At 71.1% G+C, this 22,566-nt stretch carries 21 protein-coding genes; 10 read left to right on the forward strand and 11 right to left on the reverse strand.

What is annotated here, in order from left to right:
* Window positions 1–8: 8 nt before the first annotated feature.
* A complete protein-coding gene (locus FB563_RS09285; protein ID WP_199832867.1) occupies window positions 9–251 on the reverse strand; it encodes a hypothetical protein in 243 nt (80 codons plus the stop codon).
* Entirely contained in the window at window positions 244–1,104 is an 861-nt protein-coding gene (gene mca, locus FB563_RS09290; protein WP_055707238.1) for a mycothiol conjugate amidase Mca, read from the reverse strand. Before mca ends, FB563_RS09285 begins: the two co-directional genes overlap by 8 nt.
* A gap of 137 nt (window positions 1,105–1,241) precedes the next feature.
* On the opposite strand from mca, the gene FB563_RS09295 reads away from it, so the two are divergent.
* Complete coding sequence (locus FB563_RS09295; RefSeq protein WP_055707237.1) at window positions 1,242–1,640, forward strand: DUF4307 domain-containing protein; 399 nt, start codon at window positions 1,242–1,244, stop codon at window positions 1,638–1,640.
* A 188-nt stretch (window positions 1,641–1,828) separates the two neighbouring features.
* Entirely contained in the window at window positions 1,829–2,329 is a 501-nt protein-coding gene (greA, locus tag FB563_RS09300; protein WP_055707236.1) for a transcription elongation factor GreA, read from the forward strand.
* Window positions 2,330–2,662: 333 nt separating this feature from the next.
* On the opposite strand, the gene FB563_RS43950 is transcribed toward greA, so the two are convergent.
* Window positions 2,663–5,278, reverse strand: a complete 2,616-nt coding sequence (locus FB563_RS43950) for an amino acid permease (protein ID WP_055707235.1) — start codon at window positions 5,276–5,278, stop codon at window positions 2,663–2,665.
* A 382-nt stretch (window positions 5,279–5,660) separates the two neighbouring features.
* Between FB563_RS43950 and FB563_RS09310 the strand changes: the two genes are divergently transcribed.
* The gene (locus FB563_RS09310) at window positions 5,661–5,999 is read left to right on the forward strand and encodes an STAS domain-containing protein (RefSeq protein WP_159045544.1); all 339 of its coding nucleotides are present in this window, start codon (window positions 5,661–5,663) and stop codon (window positions 5,997–5,999) included.
* 34 nt (window positions 6,000–6,033) lie between these two features.
* Here FB563_RS09310 and FB563_RS09315 read toward each other — a convergent pair whose 3' ends face one another.
* From FB563_RS09315 to ilvA, 3 genes are all read right to left on the reverse strand, one after another.
* A complete protein-coding gene (locus FB563_RS09315) occupies window positions 6,034–6,834 on the reverse strand; it encodes an ABC transporter permease (RefSeq protein ID WP_055707233.1) in 801 nt (266 codons plus the stop codon).
* Entirely contained in the window at window positions 6,831–7,817 is a 987-nt protein-coding gene (locus tag FB563_RS09320) for an ATP-binding cassette domain-containing protein (protein WP_055707232.1), read from the reverse strand. The genes FB563_RS09315 and FB563_RS09320 overlap by 4 nt, the downstream gene beginning before the upstream one ends.
* A 227-nt stretch (window positions 7,818–8,044) precedes the next feature.
* A complete protein-coding gene (gene ilvA, locus FB563_RS09325; protein WP_055707231.1) occupies window positions 8,045–9,274 on the reverse strand; it encodes a threonine ammonia-lyase in 1,230 nt (409 codons plus the stop codon).
* Window positions 9,275–9,436: 162 nt separating this feature from the next.
* Between ilvA and FB563_RS09330 the strand changes: the two genes are divergently transcribed.
* The 3 genes from FB563_RS09330 to FB563_RS09340 all read left to right on the forward strand — a co-directional run bounded on the left by FB563_RS09330 (window position 9,437) and on the right by FB563_RS09340 (window position 11,023).
* Window positions 9,437–9,943 (forward strand): MarR family winged helix-turn-helix transcriptional regulator, encoded by a 507-nt coding sequence (locus FB563_RS09330; protein ID WP_199832868.1) that lies wholly within the window; start codon window positions 9,437–9,439, stop codon window positions 9,941–9,943.
* A 143-nt stretch (window positions 9,944–10,086) separates the two neighbouring features.
* Window positions 10,087–10,590, forward strand: coding sequence for a sigma factor-like helix-turn-helix DNA-binding protein (locus FB563_RS09335; RefSeq protein ID WP_055707230.1), 504 nt, complete (start codon window positions 10,087–10,089; stop codon window positions 10,588–10,590).
* A gap of 184 nt (window positions 10,591–10,774) precedes the next feature.
* Window positions 10,775–11,023 (forward strand): hypothetical protein, encoded by a 249-nt coding sequence (locus FB563_RS09340; protein WP_142218583.1) that lies wholly within the window; start codon window positions 10,775–10,777, stop codon window positions 11,021–11,023.
* A 69-nt stretch (window positions 11,024–11,092) separates the two neighbouring features.
* On the opposite strand, the gene FB563_RS09345 is transcribed toward FB563_RS09340, so the two are convergent.
* Window positions 11,093–12,247, reverse strand: coding sequence for a cystathionine gamma-synthase (locus tag FB563_RS09345; RefSeq protein WP_142218584.1), 1,155 nt, complete (start codon window positions 12,245–12,247; stop codon window positions 11,093–11,095).
* A gap of 186 nt (window positions 12,248–12,433) precedes the next feature.
* Here FB563_RS09345 and FB563_RS09350 point away from each other — a divergent pair, with 186 nt between their 5' ends.
* The gene (locus FB563_RS09350; protein ID WP_055707044.1) at window positions 12,434–13,552 is read left to right on the forward strand and encodes a hypothetical protein; all 1,119 of its coding nucleotides are present in this window, start codon (window positions 12,434–12,436) and stop codon (window positions 13,550–13,552) included.
* Between the two features lie 24 nt (window positions 13,553–13,576).
* On the opposite strand, the gene FB563_RS09355 is transcribed toward FB563_RS09350, so the two are convergent.
* On the reverse strand, window positions 13,577–14,185 hold the full coding sequence (locus FB563_RS09355; RefSeq protein WP_055707045.1) for a hypothetical protein: 609 nt from the start codon (window positions 14,183–14,185) through the stop codon (window positions 13,577–13,579).
* 134 nt (window positions 14,186–14,319) lie between these two features.
* Window positions 14,320–14,676 carry a MerR family transcriptional regulator gene (locus tag FB563_RS09360; protein WP_142218585.1) on the reverse strand — a complete coding sequence of 119 codons (357 nt, stop codon included), beginning with the start codon at window positions 14,674–14,676 and terminating at the stop codon, window positions 14,320–14,322.
* A 101-nt stretch (window positions 14,677–14,777) separates the two neighbouring features.
* On the opposite strand from FB563_RS09360, the gene FB563_RS09365 reads away from it, so the two are divergent.
* Window positions 14,778–15,578, forward strand: coding sequence for an amidohydrolase family protein (locus FB563_RS09365; RefSeq protein ID WP_142218586.1), 801 nt, complete (start codon window positions 14,778–14,780; stop codon window positions 15,576–15,578).
* A gap of 129 nt (window positions 15,579–15,707) precedes the next feature.
* A complete protein-coding gene (locus FB563_RS09370; RefSeq protein ID WP_055709512.1) occupies window positions 15,708–16,430 on the forward strand; it encodes a type 1 glutamine amidotransferase family protein in 723 nt (240 codons plus the stop codon).
* A gap of 306 nt (window positions 16,431–16,736) precedes the next feature.
* Here the strand turns inward: FB563_RS09370 and FB563_RS09375 are convergent, their stop codons facing one another.
* Window positions 16,737–17,777, reverse strand: coding sequence for an NAD(P)-dependent alcohol dehydrogenase (locus FB563_RS09375; RefSeq protein ID WP_055709511.1), 1,041 nt, complete (start codon window positions 17,775–17,777; stop codon window positions 16,737–16,739).
* 170 nt (window positions 17,778–17,947) lie between these two features.
* On the opposite strand from FB563_RS09375, the gene FB563_RS09385 reads away from it, so the two are divergent.
* Window positions 17,948–18,859 (forward strand): helix-turn-helix transcriptional regulator, encoded by a 912-nt coding sequence (locus tag FB563_RS09385; RefSeq protein ID WP_055709510.1) that lies wholly within the window; start codon window positions 17,948–17,950, stop codon window positions 18,857–18,859.
* Between the two features lie 73 nt (window positions 18,860–18,932).
* On the opposite strand, the gene FB563_RS09390 is transcribed toward FB563_RS09385, so the two are convergent.
* Window positions 18,933–22,232 (reverse strand): S8 family peptidase, encoded by a 3,300-nt coding sequence (locus tag FB563_RS09390; RefSeq protein ID WP_199832991.1) that lies wholly within the window; start codon window positions 22,230–22,232, stop codon window positions 18,933–18,935.
* Window positions 22,233–22,566: the final 334 nt, after the last annotated feature.

Genomic DNA, 22,566 nt, shown 5'->3' on the forward strand with positions numbered 1-22,566 from the left:
CGCCCGGGTCAGTGCCGCCGTGTGGCGGAGTCGGCGTTCTCGGTCTGCTTCGCCTCGGAGTCCGGGGACTCCTTGAAGTCGACCTTGTTCATGTGCTTGCTCATCGACTTCATCAGGCCCCACACCGCCAGGGCCATCACCGCGAAGACGATGAATCCGAGGACACCGGGGGTGACCTTGTTCTGGTCGAGGTCGGCCAGGGGGACGAGGTGCGTCACTGCCGGGCTCACGCTTGCGCTCATGTCAGGCATTGTCCCGGATGCCCGCGAAGAGGTCGTCCTCGGGGAGGGAGGTGTCGACGAGGGACTTCGCCAGCTCGTACTCCTCCGTGGGCCAGACCTCCTTCTGCAGCTCCATCGGGACCTTGAACCAGCCGCCGTCGGGGTCGATCTGCGTGGCGTGCGCGATCAGCGCCTTGTCGCGGATCTCGAAGAAGTCCGCGCACGGGATGTGCGTGGTCAGGGTGCGTTCGACACGCTGCATCTCGTCCCAGCGCTTGAGCCACTCCCCGTACGGCGACTCCATGCCGCGCTCGAGCATCGCGTGGTGCAGCGCCTCGGTGCGGGGACGGTTGAAGCCCTGGTTGTAGTACAGCTTCAGCGGCTGGTAGGCGGGCCCGTACTCGGCCTCCGGGTACTTCTCGGTGTCCGCCGCACCCTCGAACGCCACCATGGAGATCTTGTGGGTCATGATGTGGTCGGGGTGCGGGTAGCCGCCGTTCTCGTCGTAGGTGGTGATCACCTGCGGCCGGAAGGAGCGGATCTGCTTCACCAGCTCGCCGGCCGCCTTGTCGACGTCCTCCAGGGCGAAGCAGCCCTCGGGCAGCGGCGGCAGCGGGTCGCCCTCGGGCAGGCCGGAGTCGACGAAGCCCAGCCACTCCTGCTTGACCCCGAGGATCTCGCGGGCCTCGTCCATCTCCTTCTTGCGTACCTCGTGGATGTGCTCCTCGATGTACCTGTCGCCCTGGAGCTTCGGGTTGAGGATGGACCCGCGCTCTCCGCCGGTGCACGTCACCACCAGCACGTCCACCCCCTCGGACACGTACTTCGCCATGGTGGCCGCGCCCTTGCTCGACTCGTCGTCGGGGTGCGCGTGAACGGCCATCAGTCGCAGCTGGTCAGTCAAGACTCAATCCTCGGTAAGTCGGCGCCCCCGTGGCTCCGGGCGCAGTCGGCGACTTCTATAGTGACGGAATCGGGGGGCGAATAATTCCGGGACCGGTTCCGGCCGAGAGGACGATCATGAGTACGGCGAGCACGCGGCTGCCCGAGGGCCGCTACGGCCGTTCCTCGGACGAGCGCACGGACCGCAGGCTCAAGGTCGCCGGTGCGGTGCTCGGTGCGGCCCTGCTCGCACTGGTCGGTTACTTCGCCTACCACTATGTCGCGGAGAGCAGGATCAGCGCCCAGGTGATCGCCTTCGACGCCACGGACAACGCGGTCGAGGTGCATCTGGAGGTCCGCAAGGACTCCGGCACCTCGGGCTACTGCACCCTGCGCTCCCAGGCGGCGGACGGCTCCGAGGTGGGCCGGGCCGACTTCCGCTTCACCGGGCCGGCCACGCGCATCGACCGGGTCGTCACGCTGCGTACGACGGCGAAGGGCACGACGGCGGAGCTGCTCGGCTGTCACACGGGCTGACGGGGCCGGACATCCCCGGCATCACCCGGAATACGTACGCGCTGACCTGCGTTGATGTAATTCTGATGGCTTATGTCCTCCCCCTTCCGGCCTCGAATTGTTAGGCTCGTGGTTTCGCCCACCCGAGAGGGAACATTCTTCTGGGTAGGGCGATGCTTTGTATTCCCAGTACCGACGAGGAGCACCCTGTGACCCAGACCAGCGAGAACGTCACCTGGCTGACCCAGGAGGCGTACAACAAGCTCAAGGACGAGCTTGAGTACCTTACTGGTCCTGCGCGCACGGAGATCGCCGCCAAGATCGCGGCCGCGCGCGAGGAGGGCGACCTGCGCGAGAACGGCGGGTACCACGCGGCCAAGGAGGAGCAGGGCAAGCAGGAGCTGCGCGTGCGGCAGCTGACCCAGCTTCTCGAGAACGCCAAGGTGGGCGAGGCTCCGGCCTCCGCCGACGGTGCCGTCGCGCCGGGCATGGTCGTCACGATCGCCTTCGACGGTGACGAGGACGACACGCTGACGTTCCTGCTCGCCTCCCGCGAGTACGCGAGCTCCGACATCGAGACGTACTCGCCGCAGTCCCCGCTCGGCGCGGGCGTGATCGGCCACAAGGTCGGCGAGGACGCGGAGTACGAACTGCCGAACGGCAAGAAGGCCTCGGTGCGGATCCTGAAGGCCGAGCCGTACTCGGGCTGAGCCCCCACCCGATGTGACCTCGGGCCCCCGGTGGCCGGCGGACCCCCGCCCGGCCCCGGGGGCTTCGCCGTGCCCGGCGCCGGGTGCCTAGGTCCTGTCGTCAAACTCCCGTCGTCGCCCGGAGGGCGGCCCTGCGGCGTCAGGTGCGTGCTCTGGGGGTCCCCCCGGCCGAAGGCTGGGGGAGTGCCGGGCGCTGACCCTCGTACTGGATGTACTTGGGTCTGCGCCCGGTGCGGCGAGTGGGGGTGCCCCCTTTGGGGGAGCGTGCATGGCGTCGCGGGGCTGGGGGCACCGCCCGGCCGAAGGCTGGGGGAGGGAGTTTGACGACAGGGCCTAGCGGACGCCCGGTCGCGGGAGGTCCTGTTCGGTCCAGATGGTCTTGCCGGCGCTGGTGTAGCGCGTGCCCCAGTGGTGGGTCATCTGGGCGATGATGAACAGGCCCCGCCCTCCCTCCTCGTCGCTCGCGGCGTGCCGCAGATTCGGCGAGGTGTGGCCGGTGTCGGAGACCTCGCAGATCAGGGCCCGGTCGCGGATCAGGCGTACCTGGATCGGACCGCCGACGTAGCGGATGGCGTTGGTGACCAGTTCGCTGACGACGAGTTCGGTGGTGAACGCCAGGTCGTCCAGCCCCCAGTCGCCGAGCTGCTTGCCGACGGCGGTGCGGATGGTGGCCACCGCCGCCGGGTCCGGGAGTACCGACCACTCGGCGAACTGGTTCCGGTCGAGCAGGCGGGTGCGGACCACGAGCAGCGTCGCGTCCACGTCCACCGGCCCGGGCAGCAGCGTGGCCACCGCCCTGTCGCACAGCTCCGCCAGGGACCCGTGGCCGCCGGTAAGGACGCGGGACAGCCGGGCGAGCCCGGCGGCACGGTCGTCGGCCGCCTGGAGGAGGCCGTCCGTGCAGAGGGCGAGGAGACTGCCCGGCGCGAGGTCCAGTTCCGTGCTCTGGTAGGGCGGCCCGCCGATTCCCAGCGGCGGCCCGCTCGGCAGCTCCGGAGAGTCGACGACGCCCGTGCGCGCGTCGACGACCGCCAGCACCGGCTCCCCGGCCCGCGCAAGCGCGCAGCTGCCCGAGACCGGGTCGTACACCGCGTACAGGCAGCTGACGCCCATGGCCTCGTCGGTCTGCGGTTTCGGGTGGCCCGGGCCCCGGTCGGCCCCGCCCTCGTACGAGGTCTGCTCGACCAGGTCGGCCAGGCGGGACAGCAGCTCGTCCGGGCTCAGGTCCAGCCGGGCCAGCACGCGCACCCCCGTACGCAGGCGTCCCATGGTGGCCGCGGCACGCAGGCCGTGCCCGAGCACGTCTCCGACGACCAGGCCGACGCGTGTGCCCGACAGGGGAATGACGTCGTACCAGTCGCCGCCCACCCCCGACCCGCTGTCGGCCGGCTGGTAGCAGCTCGCCGAGTCGACGGCGGCGTGGGCCGGCAGGCGGCGCGGCAGCAGGCTCCGCTGCAGCTTGAGGGCCACGGTGTGGCCACGGGTGACCACCGGCATGAGCAGCAGACCGATCAGCAGGGCGCCGAGGCCCAGGACGGTGACCCCGCCCGTCCTCCCGATCAGCGGCAGGTCGACGGCGGTCATGCCGTACCCGGGTTTCGCGTAGACGGCGAAGGCGGCGTAGAGGAACAGCGAGAACATCATCAGCGCGCCCAGCGCCGGCAGTACGCCCTTGAAGACCAGGTCCCTGGTGCTGCGGGTCAGGACCTTGCGGTAGTACCAGAGGCAGGCGAAGCCGGTCACTCCGTACTGGAACGCGATCGCGAGACCGACCGATTCGACCGAGTCGGCCAGGATGTTCTGGCTGAACGACGTCAGCAGGACGAACAGGGCGATCGAGGCCGCTCCCATGCCGACCGTGCCCCAGGTCGGGGTGAGAAACCTGCGGTGGAGCCGGGCGAACCGGGCGGGGACCGCCTTGTGGACCGCCATGGAGAAGACGGTCCTGGACAGGGGCAGGATGGTGGTCTCGGCGGAGGCCAGCGCGGAGGTCAGCACCATCAGGACGAGCATGCGCGACAGGAGCAGCCCGGTGCCGTCCGTCCCGAACACGGCCTCGCCCAGCTGGGAGAGCACATCGTCCGAGTTGCGCGTGTTGCCGAGCCCGATGCCCGAGGTGCCGACTCCCGCGAACGACTGCGCCGAGGTGGACACCAGGCCGTACATGACCAGCAGCAGCACGGTGGACATGACCGCGGCGCGCCCAGGGACGCGCGTGCTGTCGACGGTTTCCTCATTGACCGAGAATGCCGTGTCCCAGCCCCAGTAGATGAAGACCCCCGCGAGGATGCCCGAGGTCAGAGCCCTGGCCGAGGGCACCTCGAACGGGTTGAACCAGGAGGCGGAGACATGGATCGCCGTCGGGGGCGGGTCGGTGTAGACCCTGACCAGCGCCGCGACGGCGAACACGATCAGCATCAGCACTTCCAGGCACAGCAGCCAGCGCTGGACGGCCGCCGAGAACTCGATGCCGACGTAGCAGATCGCGGTGAGCACGGCGATCCAGGCGATGCCGACCACGGTGGTCCACAGCCGGCTCTCCGCCAGTGCGTCCAGGCCCACCAGCCGGAAGCCGTAGGCCGCGGAGATCTCGGCGAGGTTCGCCATGACGATGGTGTTGGCGACGATGAGTCCCCAGCCGCCCATCCAGCCGACGCGCGGTCCGAGGGCGCGCGTGGCCCAGGTGAAGGTGGTCCCGCAGTCCGCGTTGCTCGCGTTGAGCTCCCGGAAGGCGTACGCGATCAGCAGCATCGGGATGAACGCCAGCATCGTGACGATCGGGGCCTGCAGCCCGACCCCGGCCACGATGACGCCGAGCGTCGCGGCCAGGCTGTAGGCCGGGCCGGCGGAGGCAAGGCCCATGGCCACCGAGGAGAAGATGCCCAGGGCGTCGGTCTTCAGCCCCTTCCGGCCGGCGCCCGTCCCGGGAGCGGGGAGGTCTGCGGGCACGACGCCGCCAAAGTGCCTCACACTTGATTGCAACGCCGGGCCCTTGCCTCCGCAACAGCGCGGGGGCCGCGGAGGCCTCGGGAACGCCTTCGGTCACGCGTCCCGCGGCGCGGGTGATGCCCGTCGGCCGCCCGGCCGGGGCCGTCACCCGTCACCGTCACCAGGCACGAGGGCGGTCCGGCCGTTCTGCGGGACGAGCCTCGACCCGTGCCCGTGCCATGGGCCGAACGGCCTGCCGCACCAGGGACCTGCAGCACCCCGCCGGGGACCGGCCGCCCCTACCGGCACCCCTCGACCCGCATCAACCTACCGGTAGCGGCGTGAGCGGAGGTGCGCCATGGACAGCGAGGACCGACGGGGGGACGGGCACAGGGAGCTGAGGGTGTCCGTCGACCGCCTCGACGGCTGGACGTTCACCAGCCTGGCGGGCACGATCGACATCTTCACCGTGCCGGGGCTGCGGACGCACCTGGGAGCACTCGTGGCCGACCATGGCGGGCGTCCCCAGGTGATCATCGACCTCGGCGGCGTCACCTTCTGCGACGCGCATGGACTGGGTGCGCTCATCGGTGCCCACCGGACGGCCGTCCGGCGCGGAGGCACGGTGCGCGTGGTGGTTCCCCAGGGGCGCGTGCGCAGGCTGCTGCGCATCGCCAGACCGACGCATGACCTCGAGCTCCACGAGACCCTGAGCGACGCGGTCGCAGTCGGCCCCCGGTGACCGGGCTTCGGCTCCGGCAGGGCCCCCGGAGCCGTCAACCGGCGGCCCGGCGGTACTTGCGCACCGCGAGCGTGCGGAAGATCAGGATGATCACGACCGACCAGATCAGCGAGGCCGGCACGGGGTGCTGCATGGGCCAGGCGCCGGACGTCTGGAAGCCCGGGGGAAGGTTGCCGAACAGCTCGCGGCACGCCTGCACGGTGGCGCTGAACGGGTTCCACTCCGCTATGTGCCGCAGGAAGGCCGGCATCTTGTTCGCGTCCACGAACGCGTTGGAGATGAAGGTCAGCGGAAACAGCCAGATCAGACCGCCCGAGGTCGCCGCTTCGGGAGTGCGTACGGACAGGCCGATGAGCGCGCCGATCCACGAGAACGCGTACCCGAGCAGCAGGAGCAGGGCGAATCCGGCGAGCACCTTGCCGAGGTTCTCGTGCGTGCGCCAGCCGACGATCAGGGCGACGATCGCGAGAACGAGCAGGGTCAGAGCCGTCTGGACCAGGTCGGCGAGGGTGCGCCCGGTCAGCACCGCACCGCGCGCCATGGGCAGGGAGCGGAAGCGGTCGATGAGGCCCTTGTGCATGTCGTCGGCGATGCCCGCACCTGCGCCCGCCGTGGCGAACGTGACGGTCTGGGCGAAGATGCCGGCCATCAGGAACTCGCGGTACGCCTGGGTGGAGTGGGACGCGCCGACCTGGATCGAGCCGCCGAAGACATAGGTGAACAGCACCACGAACATGATCGGCTGGATCAGCCCGAAGACCAGCATCTCGGGAATCCGGCCCATGCGGATCAAGTTCCGGTGGGCGACCACCAGGGAATCGCTGACGGCGCTCATTTCACAGTCTCCTCGGCGGTCGTCTCGTCGTCCTGGGCGGCGGTCTCGGCCACGTGTCCCGTCAACGACAGGAAGACGTCGTCGAGGGTGGGGCGGCGCAGCCCGATGTCGTCTATCTCGATCCCGCGGGTGTCCAGCTCGCGGATGATCTCGGCGAGCAGCTTGGCACCGCCGGTCACCGGGACCGTGAGCCCGCGGGTGTGCTCCTCGACCGTGACCTCGCCCTTGCCCAAGCCGCTCAGCACCTCTGCGGCGCTCGCGATGTGCTCGCGCTCGTGCACCACGACCTCGACGCGCTCGCCGCCGGTGCGGGCCTTGAGCTGGTCGGAGGTGCCCTGGGCGATGACCCGGCCGTGGTCGACCACCGCGATGTCGTGGGCGAGGTGGTCGGCCTCCTCCAGGTACTGCGTGGTCAGGAGCAGGGTGGTGCCGCCGGAGACGAGCTGTTTGATGACCTCCCACAGCTGCTGGCGGTTGCGCGGGTCCAGGCCGGTCGTCGGCTCGTCCATGAACATCACCGGCGGCGAGACCACGAGGGCCGCGGCGAGGTCGAGCCGGCGGCGCATGCCTCCGGAGTAGGTCTTGGTGGGCCGGTCGGCGGCGTCCGCGAGGTTGAACTGCTCCAGCAGTTCGGCCGCGCGCGCCTTCGCCGCCCTGCCCTTCATCTGGTACAGCTGCCCGACCATCACCAGGTTCTCCCGGCCGGTCAGATACTCGTCGACCGCCGCGAACTGGCCGGACAGGCCGATGGAGCGGCGTACCGCGTCGGGGTCCTTGAGCACGTCCACACCCGCGACGACCGCCTTGCCGCTGTCGGGGCGCAGGAGCGTGGTCAGGCAGCGGACGGTCGTCGTCTTGCCTGCGCCGTTCGGCCCGAGGAGGCCGAGGACCGTGCCCTCGGGCACGTCCAGGTCTACGCCGTCTAGAGCCCTTACGTCACCGAAGGTCTTCACCAGGCCTTCGGCATGGATGGCGCCTGGCATGTCTGTCTCCACGTCATCGGGGATCGTCGTCCGGGATTCTTCGGAAAGGTTAGGTTTGCACGTTCAAACGCGCCTGCGTTTTTTCCGAGGACGGGCAAAGAACCCGCGAGCAGCGCGCCTTCAGCACACACCATAACGCGATATATCGCGTTCCTCAATGGACTTCACCTGATCGAGTGCCGAAGGGGTACGAGAGGCGGCCCGGCCTCAGTCGATGCGGCCCGGCCTCAGTCGATGACGGTGTAACCCGCGTCCCGCAGGGCCTGGCCGACCTCGGCGCAGTGCACCGGGCCCTTCGTCTCGAGGTGCAGCTCCACCTCCGCCTCCGTGAGCCCGAGCCGGGGGTCGGTGCGAACGTGGCTCACGTCGAGGACATTGGCGTCGACCGCCGACAGCACCCCGAGGAGCGTGGCGAGGGCGCCCGGGCGGTCGGTCAGCCGGAGCCGAACGGCCAGGTAGCGGCCCTGCGCGGCCATGCCGTGCCGCAGCACGCGCTGCATCAGCACCGGGTCCACGTTCCCGCCGGAGAGCACCGCGACGACCGGCCCCTCGAAGGTGTCCGGTGCGGCCAGCAGCGCCGCGACCGGGCTCGCCCCGGCCGGTTCCACGACCAGCTTGGCCCGTTCCAGGCACAGCAGCAGCGCGGCCGACAGCTGGTCCTCGCTGACCATGCGCACCTCGTCGACCAGGTCCCTGACGATCACGAACGGCACCAGGCCCGGCCGCCCCACCTTGATGCCGTCGGCCATCGTCGCCGGGTTCCGGACCGCCACCGGGTGCCCGGCGGCCAGCGAGGGCGGGTAGGCCGCCGCGCCCTCCGCCTGCACGCCCACGATCCTGACGTCCGGCCGGATCGCCTTGACCGCGACCGCGATCCCCGCCGCGAGCCCGCCGCCGCCGATGCCGACGACGATCGTGCGCACCTCCGGGCACTGCTCCAGGATCTCCAGGCCGACCGTACCCTGACCGGCGATGATGTCCGGGTGGTCGAAGGGGTGGATGAACACCGCGCCCGTCTCGGCCGCGTACTCCTCGGCGGCGGCCAGCGTCTCGTCGACCACCTGGCCGTGCAGGCGCACCTCGGCGCCGTAGTCGCGCGTAGCGCTGATCTTCGGCAGTGGCGCGCCCTTCGGCATGAACACCGTGGAGTGCACACCGAGCAGCGAGGAGGCCAGCGCCACACCCTGCGCGTGGTTCCCGGCGCTCGCGGCCACCACCCCGGCCGCCCGCTCCTCCGGCAGCAGCCCCGAGATCCGCACATAGGCGCCGCGCAGCTTGAACGAGCCGGTCCGCTGCAGGTTCTCGCACTTCAGATGCACCGGCGCGCCGACCAGCTGGGTCAGGTGCCGGCTGCCCTCCATCGCGGTCACCCGTGCCACGCCGGAGAGCATCTTCTGCGCTCCTCGCACATCGTCCAGGGTGACGGAACGCAAGGAGTCAGCCGTGCCGTAGCTCATGACTCCAGCATCGCAGTTCACGGTCGTACACGACGGGTGTGACCAAGCGGCGAGACCGGTTTGCGCAGCGCCGGTACGGTCCGCCGCCGGGCCGCGTACCCTGTCCCCCAACCCAGCAGCCCTTCATGAAGCGAGCCTCCGGCCATGCCCACAACACCTGAAATGTCGATGGACATGACGACCGTCGGTGACACCGGTCTCCTCGACACCCTCCAGCACGAGGTGGCGGTGTTCGCCCGCCGTGCCGAACAGACACGGCTCGGCGGCGTCGGGCAGGTGCGCAACTCCATGGACCGCGCGGCGTATCTGCTGCTCAACCGCCTCGACAAGGAAGGCCCGATGGGCGTCAAGGCGCTCGCCGCGAGCATGGGCATCGACTCCTCCACGGTCACCCGGCAGGTGGCTCCGCTGGTCGACACCGGGCTCGTCAAGCGCACCTCGCACCCCGAGGACGGGCGGGCGGTGGTCCTTCAGCTGTCCCCGCGCGGGACCGCGCGGCTGGAGGAGGTGCGCTCCTCCAGGCGTCAGCTGATGGCCGAGCTGACCCAGGACTGGGCACCGGAGGAGCGCGAGCAGTTCTGCACGCTCCTGACCCGGTTCAACCGCGCGCTGTCCGCACGGATGACGGTGCAGGGGCCCGCGCCGGCGGAACAGCAGCCGACGTCCTGAACCCCGTCGGCCACGCCCGGCATCGGTCGCTTCCGAAGGCTTGACCCCGGGCCGCCGCTGGCCTCATATGAGACCGGGTCCTGCGTCGTACGCGGTTCGCCTTTTCCCGTACCCGACGGGGCCCCGTCAAGGGGGGAGGCTCGGTGCGTGAGCGGCAGGTGTCCCGAAGTTCCCGCAGGGCCCGCGAGTTCGAGGCCTTCGTCGCGGGCGCGGCCGGACGTCTGCTGCATGCCGCCACGCTGCTGACCGCGGAGGCGCCGGACGCCAACCCGCGCGCGCGGCGCCTGCTGACGCTCGCGCTCGCGCACACCTACGCGCGCTGGGACCGGCTGCGCGGCGAGGACCCGTACGACTGCGCCCGCCAGTACCTCGCCACCCGCTTCGCACGCGCGACCTGGCACCAGTACGGCGCCTTCGGCCGCACCCGCCCGGATCCCGGCAGCCCGCTCGCCGCGCTCACCCCGCAGGAGCGGCTGATCCTGGTGCTGCGCCTGTACGAAGGCGTCGCCGAGCAACAGGCCGCGGCCCTCCTCGGGCTCCCCCGAGAGCGCGTCCACACCATCTGCGACCGCGCGACAGCCACCTTGCTCCACCCGCCGAGCCGCCCCACGCCGCGGGCGGCGGGCAGGGAGGTGGCACCGTCGTGAGGGGGCGCGGAGCGAACAGCGCGTGGCGTGTACCGGCCGTCGGGGGCGTTCCGGCCGTGGGGAATGCTCCGGCCGGGTGGAGTGCTCCGGCCGGGGGGAATGGACGGGGCGGGGGGAGCGCCCTGCGTGCGGGCGGGCCCGGCAGCGTGTGGATGTCGGGGCACCGGCGCAGCGGGAGGGCGGGATGAACCGGCCCCAACGGGAGGCCGCCGCGCGGCAGATCATGGAGCGGGCCCCGGCACCGGTGCCGCCGGACCTGTGCGCGGAGGCGGTGCGCCGCGGCGAGCGCCTGCTCAGGCGCCGGCAGCTCGTCCGCCGGGTGCTGTGGCTGCTGGCCTGCGCCGCGGTCGTCGCGTTCAGCGTGTGGGCGGCCCGAGTGCACCCGTGGACGGAGCCGCCCTCCCAGACGACTCCGCCGATCACCGGCTGGTGACGTCCGACAACCGTCCACCTGCCACGGGCCCGCCCCACGAGGCCCTGCGCCTTCCGGCGTTCGTCTCCGTCAGCCCAGCGCCTGCTGGAGGTCGGTCAGCAGGTCGTCGACGTTCTCGATGCCCACGGACAGGCGTACCAGGTCACCGGGTACCTCCAGCGCGGAGCCGGCCGCGGAGGCGTGCGTCATCCGGCCGGGGTGCTCGATGAGGGACTCGACGCCGCCGAGCGACTCGCCGAGGGTGAACACCTTGGCGCGGTTGCACACCTCGACGGCGGCCTCCTCGCCGCCCTGCACCCGGAAGGACACCATGCCGCCGAACGCCTTCATCTGCTTCGCGGCGACCTCGTGGCCGGGGTGCTCGGGCAGGCCCGGGTAGAGCACGCTGGTCACGCGCGGGTGCCGGGTCAGCATGTCGGCGATCTTGGTGGCGTTGTCGCTGTGCCGGTCCATCCGCACCGCGAGCGTCTTGGTGCCGCGCAGCACCAGCCAGGAGTCGAAGGGGCCGGCGACGGCGCCCATCGCGTTCTGGTGGTAGGCCAGCTCCTCGCCGAGGCCCTGGTCGGAGACGATCAGCGCGCCGCCCACGACGTCCGAGTGACCGCCCATGTACTTGGTCAGGGAGTGGACGACGACGTCCGCGCCGAGCGACAGCGGCTGCTGCAGGTAGGGCGTGGCGAAGGTGTTGTCGACGACGAGCTTCGCGCCCGCGTCGTGCGCGACAGAGGCGACGGCGGCGATGTCGGTGATGCCGAGCAGCGGATTGGAGGGGGTCTCCACCCAGACGGCCTTGGTCTTCGGGGTGATCGCGGCCCGTACGGCGGCCGGGTCGCTGGTGTCGGCGACGGACCACTCCACGCCCCAGCGGGTGACGACCTTGGCGAAGAGCCGGAAGGTGCCGCCGTAGGCGTCGTTCGGGATCACCACGTGGTCACCGGGGCTGAGCAGCGTGCGCAGCAGGGTGTCCTCGGCCGCCAGGCCGGACGCGAAGGCGAGGCCGCGGCGGCCGCCCTCCAGCGCGGCGAGGTTCTCCTCGAGGGCGGTGCGGGTGGGGTTGGCGCTGCGGCTGTACTCGTAGCCGCCGCGCAGCCCCCCGACGCCGTCCTGCTTGTAGGTCGAGACCTGGTAGATCGGCGGGACGACCGCGCCGGTGAGGGGATCCGCGGTGTTGCCCGCGTGGATCGCGAGGGTCTCGAAGTGCTGACTGATGTGCCTGTCGCTCATGTGCACCGAGCGTAGTGCGCCTGACCGGATCCTGACGCCCACCGGGCTCGAGCGGCACAGGACGAAGGGTTTCCCCTCGCTCTGTGCGCGCCCCGCGTCCCCGTGCCGTCATGAACAGACCCGGAGTTTTCCACAGCCTCGTGGCGGGGTTGGCCAATTGTCGGCGGCGTCTGGTTCGCTTGTGGCATGGCGATTCTCTGGCTGCTCATGGCGCTGCTCATGCTGAGCTTCGTGCTGCTGTCGTTCATGCGGCGCAGGCGCGGGGTGATCGAGCAGGTCCCCCCGGGACACCCCGACGCCGCCGACCCGGCGGCCTACGGCTTCGTGCGTCAGGAGGAGCTGGACCTGCGCATGCCGGGCCCCGACCAGGATCTGCTGGACGTGCTGGAACTGGTGCAGCGCACGCAGGACTATCACGCGGCCTCCCAGCTGCTGGCCGGCACCGAGACCGAGGGCGAGCCGCGCTGGCAGCGCGTGCAGGCCTTCGCGGGCGCGGCCGCGCTGGAACTGCAGCAGCGGCCCGGCGGGATACACGAGACGCCGGGCGGCCAGTGGCTGCGCGTGTGGCGGGCCGAGCGGCCCAAGGACGCGGGCTGCGCCGCCGTCTACGCGGAGTTCCTGGTCCAGCAGGCCTGGCGGACCTCGACGCCGGGCACGGACGACTTCCGGATCATCATGGAGGAGGCCCGGGACGCGTGCGCACAGGCCGCCCTGCTCGCTCCCGGCGACCCGGTGCCGTACATCGTCGAGCTGTCCATCGCCCGTGGACTCGCCTATTCCCAGGACGAGTTCGAGCAGCTGTGGCTGAAGATCCTCGACCGCGCCCCGCATCACATGGGCGCGCATCTGGCCGCGCTGCACTACTGGTGCGAGAAGTGGCACGGTTCGCGCGAGCAGGCGTACTCCTTCGCCGAGGCCGCCGCGGCCCGGGCACCGCAGGGCTCGCTGCTCGCCGCGCTGCCCCTGTTCGCGGTCTTCGAGCACCTCCCCGAGGTGAACCTGGTGGCGAGCTTCTACCAGAGCGAGGTCGTCACCAAGGCGATGCACGGCGCCCTGCACGCGGTGCACTCGGCCCGCCCCGACGACCCGATGCTCGCGCACGTCCGCCATCTGCTGATCTTCTTCCTGGTCCGCGCCGAGCGCTGGCAGGAGGCCATGCACCAGCTGATACACGTCGACGGGCACGTCGGGGCGCTGCCCTGGACGCTGTCCGCCGACCCGGCCGCCGAGTTCGCCCTCTACCGCGCCCTGGCGGTGGCCGGTTACGAGGCCAACGGCGGCAGCCCGGCCGCCCTCCCCGGCTGAGCCGCGACCCCGGCCCCCCAGCCGTCACTCCAGCGGCTCACGACGCGGTTCCGGCGGGAGGACGCGGTGGCTCGGTCCGGGCTCCCGGGCCGACCTGGCGGTGCGCCACAGCAGCAGGCAGCACAGAGCCGTCACGGTCAGACCGAGCAGCCATACGACGGCCAGGCCGACCGCCACAGCCAGCGGCCGCCGACCGTGGTCGGTCGTGAACGCGGCAGGAGCCGAGGCCCCGAGGGCGAGTACTGCCACACCCGGAAAGGTGACGAAGTACGCGTAGATCCACGACAACCACGGAATGCCGAAACTCACGGGGTTCCGGGCGATCCAGGACTCCCAGCCGAGGCCGCCCGGTATGCGGGGACCGAGATGCTCGCCGATGTAGCGGCCCAGCTGTCCGATGCCGACATGGTCCTCGACGAAGCGCGAGCACAGCATGTACGTGCTGACCGGAATGATCAGCAGGAACCCGCTCCGGGAGGTACCGGTGAGGGCGAAACTGAACACCGCCCCGGAGATGGTCAGTTGTAACGCGAGAACGTTGTGCTGAGTGGCCTGCCGCTGAATGATCTCCTGTCTCAGGGCCGCGAACTCCGCCAGCGGCCCTTCGGTCCCCTGATCCGCTGATGCGCTCACCCACTACCCCCGGTTGTCCGCCCGACAGCTCCCTCTGATCGCGCAGGGCCCAGCATCACCAGGCGGCGGGGGCTTCGCAAGACGACCATCAGCCGGTATCGGCACCTGGGCAGGGACGCCGGGTCGGACGGGACTCAGGTCAGGTCGGCGAGCAGGCGGCGTAGTTCGGTGCGCTCGGTCTCCAGCCGGGCGACCCGCTCGTCGAGTTCGGTCAACCGGTGGCGCAGGGCCTCGGGGACGCCGGGGCAGGGGGCTAGGGTGGGGCCGCTCGTGGGGTCGTCGGCGGTGCAGGGCAGCAGAGCGGCGACCACCCGGGTCGGCAGGCCCGCCGCGAGGAGGGTGCGGATGCGCCGGACCCGGGGGATGTCGGCCTCCGTGTACTCGCGGTAGCCGTTGACGCGGCGGTGCGGGGTGAGCAGGCCGGTGTGTTCGTAGTGACGCAGCAGGCGGGGGCTCGTGCCGGTGCGGGCGGAGAGTTCACCGATCAGCATTCGCCGCCGCCCCTCCCGCTCCGCCCGCCGCTTGACCTTCTCACGGTGTCAGGCTGCAACTCTCCCCCGGCGATCACTATTCCGCGTCCCGGAGGAGAGACATGATCATCGATGCGCACGGGCATGTGCACGACCCCGTCCGTCTTCACCTGGAGGCCCTCGACGCCGCCGGCGTCGACAAGGCCGTCCTGTTCCCCACTCGCCCCCATCCCGAGCGCGCCACCGATCTGGCGGGCCTGCGCCGTGAATTCGCCGTGCTCGACAGCGCGCTCGGCGGGACGGGCGGATCGCGGGAGGCCTTCGCCGGTGCTCTGGACGAGGTGAGCGCGGCGGTCACCGACCATCCGGAGCGGTTCATCGGATTCGGCTCCGTGCCCCTGGAGTTGCCGGACGCCCAGGTGGAGCGTGCCGTCGCCGAGGACGTGGTGGGGCGGGGGCTGCACGGCATCGGCGAGCTGACGCCCGCGCCAGGACGGGCGGACCGGCTGGAGCCGGTGCTGCGGGCCGCCGCCGATCACGGCGGGCTGCCGGTCGTCGTGCACGGGTTCGCCCCCACCACCGCCGAGGACCTGCGCACGCTCGCCGCCCTCTCCCGCCGCCACCCGCGCGTCCCCCTCGTCGTCAGCCAACTGGGCGGCCTGCACTGGATGGAGGCGGTCGAGCTGGTCCGGGACACGCCCGGCATGTACCTGGAGCTCTCCACCGCCTTCCTGGTCATCGCCGTACGGGTCGCCGTCCGCGAACTCCCCGAGCGCACGCTCTTCGGCTCCGACGCGCCGTACGGCGACCCGGTCGTGGCTCGCGCGATGGTGGAGCGGGCGACGGATTCCCCCGAGCTCCGAGAGCGCGTCCTCGGCGGCAACGCGGCCGAACTGCTGGGGCCGGCGGGGCGGGCCGGGTAAATCCGGCGACGGGTGCGGCCCCTCCCCCGTACATTCACCGTTCGCGAAGCCACGGAAGCCGCGGAAGCCACGGAAGCCGCGCAAGCCGCGCGAGCTGCCGGAAGCCGTACGACAAGGGGGAGGAAAGCGATGGGCACGTTTCTGATCGGTGGTGGATGGGACACGGCCGAGGTGTACGAGCCGTTCGTCCGCGCGCTCGGAGGGGACCGGCGCGTCGGGTGCCTGATCGTCGACGAGGGGGACGGGGCGGCACAGTTCGAGCGGTACGCCGAGGTGCTGCGGAAGGCGGGGGCCGGCACGCCCGTGCCGCTGCTCGTGCCGCTCGGCGGCCGGTTCGAGCCGGAGGCGAGGCTGGCCGGGGTCGACGGGCTGCTGGTGTGCGGTGGGCTGACGCCCGCGTACCAGGAGGCGCTCGGCGACTGTCTGGAGCGGCTGCCGGCGCTGCTCGCCGGGCGTGGGATGCCGTATGCCGGGTTCTCCGCCGGTGCCGCCGTCGCCGCGCGGCGGGCCGTGGTCGGCGGGTGGCTGGTGGACGGGGTGCCGGTGTGCCCGGAGGAGACCGGGGAGGACCTGGCGGAGGTCGAGGTACGGCCGGGGCTCGGGCTGGTGCCGTTCGCGGTGGACGTCCACGCCGCCCAGTGGGGGACGCTCGCGCGGCTGATCGCGGTGGTCGCGCGCGGAGCGGCACCGTACGGGGTCGCCGTGGACGAGAACACCCTGCTCCACGTGGTGGACGGCGAGGTCCGGGTGGCGGGGCTGGGCCGCGCCCACGTCGTACGGCCGGGCGCGGACGGGGGTGCGCTCGTGCGGGCCTACCGCGCCGGAGAGGGCTTCTCGATCGACCAGGGCTGACCGTGCTCGGTGTCGTCCTCGCGGGCACGCGACCGGTGCGACAGCAGGTGCGGCCGGGCCGGCCGGGTTCGGCCGCTGACCGCACCCCAGCTGCCCGCCGCCTCCCCCTCACTCGGCACCCGCACCGCCCCGCACCCGCCGATGCCGTGTCCGGCACCGACGGGTGCGGTGGTGGCCCGTCCCCGCTTCGGCTGCCCGGCCGCTCTCCGCACCAGGGCATCGGATGGCGGCCGTGCCGATCATGGACCCGGGACCACATGACCGCCGTGCCGATCACGACCCGGAGGACCAGGAGGGTCAGGAGGGTCAGATGGTCGCCGTGTCGATCACGAAGCGGTAGCGGACGTCGCTCGACAGCACCCGCTCGTACGCCTCGTTGATCTCCGCGGCGCTGATCAGCTCGATCTCGGCGCCCAGGCTGTGCTCGGCGCAGAAGTCGAGCATCTCCTGGGTCTCGGCGATACCGCCGATCATCGAGCCCGCGAGGGTCTTGCGGCCGCCGATCACCGAGAACAGGTTCAGGGCGATGGGCTCCTCGGGCGCACCCACGTTGACCAGCGCGCCGTCCACCTTCAGCAGCGACAGCAGCGCGCCGAAGTCCATCGGTGCCGAGACGGTGGAGACGATCAGGTCGAAGGTGCCGGCCAGCTCCTCGAAGGTCTTCGGGTCGCTGGTGGCGTGGTAGTGGTCGGCGCCCAGCTTCAGGCCGTCGTCCTTCTTGCGCAGGGACTGCGAGAGGACGGTCACCTCGGCGCCCATCGCGTGGGCGATCTTGACGGCCATGTGGCCCAGGCCGCCCAGTCCGACCACGGCGACCTTCTTGCCGGGGCCCGCGTTCCAGTGCTTGAGCGGGGAGTAGGTGGTGATGCCGGCGCAGAGCAGCGGGGCCGCCACGTCCAGCGACAGGCCGTCGGGGATGCGCACGACGTAGTTCTCGTCGACGACGATCTTCTCGGAGTAGCCGCCGTAGGTGGGCTCGCCGTCCTTGCCGACGGCGTTGTACGTGCCGACCATGCCCTTGAGGCAGTACTGCTCCAGACCCTTGAGACAGTTCTCGCACTCGCGGCAGGAGTCGACCATGCAGCCGACGCCCACCCGGTCGCCGACGGCGAACCTGGTCACACCGGGGCCGACCTCGGAGACCACCCCCGCGATCTCGTGGCCGGGCACCATCGGGAAGATGGCCTCGCCCCAGCCCTCGCGGGCCTGGTGGATGTCGGAGTGGCAGATGCCGGCGAACTTGATGTCGATCAGGACGTCGAACTCGCCGACCGCGCGCCGCTCGATGGTGGTCCGCTCCAGCGGAGCCTTCGCGGCGGGCGCGGCGTACGCAGCAACAGTGGTCATGCCGGGGTTCTCCTAGCAGGTGTTCCGTGCCCGGTTGCCTTCCGACCGGGTACGGCTCCCAGCCTGCCGCGATCCGGGCCGGCCACCCAGACCACGCCTTTGCGTACGACCGCTGTGCCTACCACTGGCGGGGTCAGGCTCGCGCACGTACGACCAGGAATACTGGACGTATGGAGCACAGGGACTCAGAACCGCTGGGCGCGGCCGCCACCGGAGGGCCGCTGGACCGGCGGGCCGAGCTGAGCGAGTTCCTGCGCAGCCGGCGGGCCCGGCTGAAGCCGGAGGACGTGGGGCTGCCGGACTTCGGACGGCACCGGCGGGTGCCGGGGCTGCGCCGCGAGGAGCTGGCACAGCTGGCCGGGGTGTCGGTGGCGTACTACACCCGGCTGGAACAGGGCAACGGGCGGAACGTCTCGGCTGAGGTCCTGGACTCGATCGCCCGGGCGCTCAGGCTGACGGACGCCGAACACGCGCATCTGACGCATCTGGCCAAGCCGAAGTCGCACAAGAAGAAGCCGGCGGCACGGCAGCAGCAGGTCCGGGTCGCGCTGCGGCAGCTGCTGGACACGATGGACGGCGTACCGGCGTACGTCGTCGGGCGCCGCTCGGAGATCCTCGCCTGGAACCGGATGGCGGCGGCGCTCTTCGGCGACTGGGCGGAGCTGCCGGCGGGCGAGCGCAACTGGGCGCGTCTGGTGTTCCTGCACCCGGACTACCGCGAGCTGTTCATCGACTGGGAGCAGAAGGCGATCGACATCGTCTGCGCCCTGCGGATGGACGCGGGCTGCCACCCGGACGACCCGAAGCTGTCGGCACTCGTCGGCGAACTCTCCGTCAAGAGCGAGGAGTTCCGCCGCCTGTGGGCGACGCACGACGTCAAGGAGAAGAGCCATGGCGTCAAGCGCTTGCACCACCCGCTGGTCGGCGATCTCTCCTTGAACTTCGAGGGCTTCCGCCTGGCGGCCGACTCCGAGCAGTCGCTGATCACCTATCACGCCGAGCCGGGCTCCCCGTCCGCCGACTCCCTGCGCCTGCTGGCCAGCTGGGGCACGGACGCGAGCCGGGCGGTGCCGTCGGCGTAGGCCCTCGTACGACGAAGGGGCACCCGGAGCCTGTGCTCCGGGTGCCCCTCGCTCGTTCAGCGGGCGCTACGGCTCACTTGCCGAAGTACGCGTCGTAGATGGTGATCTGCGACGTATTGCCCTTCTTGTCCGTGATCTCGGAGCGGAAGGAGAGGGACTTGCCCTTCGCCGGGTTCTTCACGGTGACCCTGCCACCTCGGACGTCGACCTTGGTGAAGGTCCTGCCGTCGTAGGAGACGTACACCGCGAGGGACTTCAGGTTGCCGCCCGCGGCGGAGCCCTCGACGGTGACCGGGAAGGTGACCGTCTTCCCGGCCGCGACCCGGCTGTCCAGGTCGGTCGTGACGCCATAGTGCAGGACGGAGGCCGGGAGCCGGCTCGCGGTGCCGGACGTCTTCCGGGAGCGGAAGGTCCAGGTCGCGTCGATCCGCGAGGAGGCCTGGGCGACCTTCGCCGAGCGCCTGACCGAAGTGGTCAGCCGGTACGCGGCGTCACCGGCCGGGACCTTGAAGGTCTGCTCACCGAACAGCGGGTCGTCGGTGGAGCCGACCTTGGCGCCGTCGCGGTACAGGGTCGTGTTCACCGAGGTGAACTCCGAGTACCCGGCGTGCCTGGCGGAGTCGGCGAACAGCGGCAGCGCACCGTAGATCTCGTTGCCGGTGCGGAACAGGCCGAGGTCCTTGCTGAGGTGCGGGCCGAAGACCGCGGTGCCGACCGTCTTCGTGTAGCTGTGGCCGGCCTTGTAGGAGGACTGGCCGAGCGTGTAGCCCGCGTCCTGGATCGGGAAGCCGTCCTGGTCGCGCCCGCCGTACTGGCTGAAGTCCAGGTTCCAGAGGACCCCGCCGCCCGCGGACAGGTGCAGGGTGCGGGTGCCGGGCAGCTGCTGCGGGATGTCGATGGAGGAGGCGCCGGAGCTGCCGGGCAGCCAGCCGGTCGCGGAGATCGAGCCGGTCTTGCCGCGCGCGGAGGCACCGAGCCGGGCCTTGACGGTGGCCAGCTCACTCGCCTTCCAGTGCTTGGTGTAGCCGGTGGCGAGCTGCTTGACGGGGCCGCCGGAGGTCACGTCGTACTCCTCGTTCGCCCCCTTGCTCCAGTGGCCGTCCCACTGCTGGAACAGCTCGCCGGTGGGCAGCCGCGGGCCCAGGTGGGCGGTGCGGAAGTTCTTGTACGAGTCCAGGAACCAGCTGTAGCTGTACTCGTTGTCGGCGAGCGTCAGGGAGTACCCCGGGGAGGCGAACTCCGGCTTCGCGCCCGGGGCCGGGACGGTGATGTCCACCGGCTTGGCCCTGCGCGCGTCGATCGTGACGGTCTGCTTCTTGGCGACGGTCAGCTTCGGCTGGACGATCCAGTCGGCGCCCTTGGTGCCGTCCTTGTCCACGAAGACCGCGGAGTTGAGCAGGTACGTGCCCTTCGGCAGGCGCACCTTCACCGTGCCGGACGGGTCGTACGGGCTCACCTGCGTGCCGCTCGCCAGGCCGGACACACCGCTGAGGTCGGCGTTGTAGTACCTGCCCGGCTTGCCGTCACGGCCGATGACCTTCACCGTGACGTCGTACGACTCCACCTCGCGCTGCACCGCGGCGGCCGTGCGGACCGTCTGGCCGGCGCCGGTCGCGGTGACGTACGCGGAGTAGGCGCCGTCGAGGGTGCCGCCCAGCCTGGTGTTCGCGGTGAGGCCGACGGAGGCCCTGCCGTGCGCCGGGACCGTCAGCGTGGTCGCGCCGAGCGTGAACAGGCCCGACGGTGCCGCGTGGCCCTTGGGGTCGAGGGCGGTGCTGCTCAGCGTGAGCGTGACGTCCTTGTCTCCGAGGTTGCGGTACGTCACCTTCTTGGTGACCGGCTTGTCGTCGGTGTGCGGCCACTGCTGCAGCCCGAAGTTCACCGACACCGGGTCGGCGATGACGGTCTGCCGGTAGGCCCTGTCCACCGCGATGCGGCCCGAACCCTGCTGGTACGGCGTGTAGTTGCCGCCCTTGGCGGAGCCGGTCAGCGCGCCCTTCAGCTCGGCGTAGCCCCAGTCGGGATGCTCCTGCTTCAGGATCGCGGCGGCGCCCGCGACGTGCGGGGTGGCCATCGAGGTGCCGGAGATGGTCAGGTAGCCCTCGGGCTTCTCGCCGACCTCCTGGTCGATGACGCTGCCCTTGGCCGCGGCGGCGGTGATGTCCACGCCGGGCGCGGTGACGTCCGGCTTGATGGCGTAGTCGCCGAGGCGCGGGCCGGTGGAGGAGAAGTCGGCGAGCTTGTCCTTCTTGTCGACGGCGCCGACGGTGAGCGCGGCGTCCGCGCTGCCCGGCGAGCCGATCGAGTGCGGGCCGTCGTTGCCCGCGGCGATCGCGAACAGGATGCCCTTGGTGGCGGACAGCTTGTTGACCTCGGCCTCGAGCGGGTCGATGCCCGGGCTGTCGTAGCCGCCGAGGCTGAGGTTGACGACGGACGCGCCCTGCTGGGCCGCCCACTCCATGCCGGCGAGGATGCCGGAGTCGTCACCGGAGCCGGTGTCGTCGAGGACCTTGCCGTTGAGGATCCTGGCGTCCGGGGCGACTCCCCTGTACGTGCCGCCGGACTTGGCGCCGGTGCCCGCCACGATCGAGGCGACGTGGGTGCCGTGCCCGTAGTGGTCCTTGGCGTCGGCGGCGCCGGAGAAGTTCTTGGACGCGATCACCTGGTCCTTGAGGTCCGGGTGGCTGGTGTCCACACCGGTGTCCAGGACGGCGACCTTCACGCCCTTGCCGGTGTATCCGGCCTTCCACGCGACCGGGGCGCCGATCTGCGGCACGGACTTGTCGAGGGAGGCCTTGCGGACGCCGTCGAGCCAGACGTGGGCGATGCCGGAGGCGGTGTCGTCCCCGTGGGTGACGGCGTGCCAGAGCGCGGCGGTGCCGTTGACCGGCGTCTGTACGGCGTCGGCGTCGAGGGCGCGCAGGGTGCGCCGCAGATGGCCCGTGCCCCGGACGCCGGCCTTGGCGGCCGCGGCGGAGCCGCGGTAGCCGACGATGACCTTCAGGCCGTTCTTCTGGGCCCGGCGGGTGGCCGCCTTGTTCAGCTCGGTGACGTCGAACAGGCGCTGGTCCAGCTTGCCGGAGGCGACCAGGTGGGCCGCGTCGGCCGGCACGACCAGCGTGTGGCCCTCGGTCCTGCGGATCTGGACGGGTATGTGCTCACGGCCCCTGGCCCGCTGAAGGCCGACGATCCGGCCCTCGGCGTCGAGGGCGACACGGTCACCGGTGATGAGCGTGACATGGGTCCTGGCGGTGAGCGCGGAGGCGGCGGCCGTGGTGGGCACCGCGGGCTTCGCCGACGCCGGGCTGGTCATACCCGCTGCGAGGGCGACGGCTGCGGCCGTGGCGACGCCGGCCGCAGCAGCTCTTTTCACTTGTCTGCGCAAGTTCTCCCCCTGGAGATGGAGTACCGGGCGAATTCCCCGTTCGCACGGTCGGGGGGAGTGTCGTGGATATATGAACGTCGACGATCGTCAACCCCCCGGGGTCACGCTGAGTATGCCGGGGGGTGATCAGACGGCTCAATAGACGAGAGGACGGTAAGAAATGATGAAGGAAAACTGTTACGCCGCGTCCGGGTCGCCGTTACACAACTGAGGGATCAGGCACCGGCGTTCTCCCTTACCGTGATCTTTCCCAACATGAGGGCGGCGCCTGGCACAAGGCCGAAGGAGGCGACGAGGGCTGCCCTTCTCCAGCTCCGCTGGG

It is taken from the genome of Streptomyces puniciscabiei (assembly GCF_006715785.1).
GTDB classification, from domain to species: Bacteria; Actinomycetota; Actinomycetes; order Streptomycetales; family Streptomycetaceae; genus Streptomyces; species Streptomyces puniciscabiei.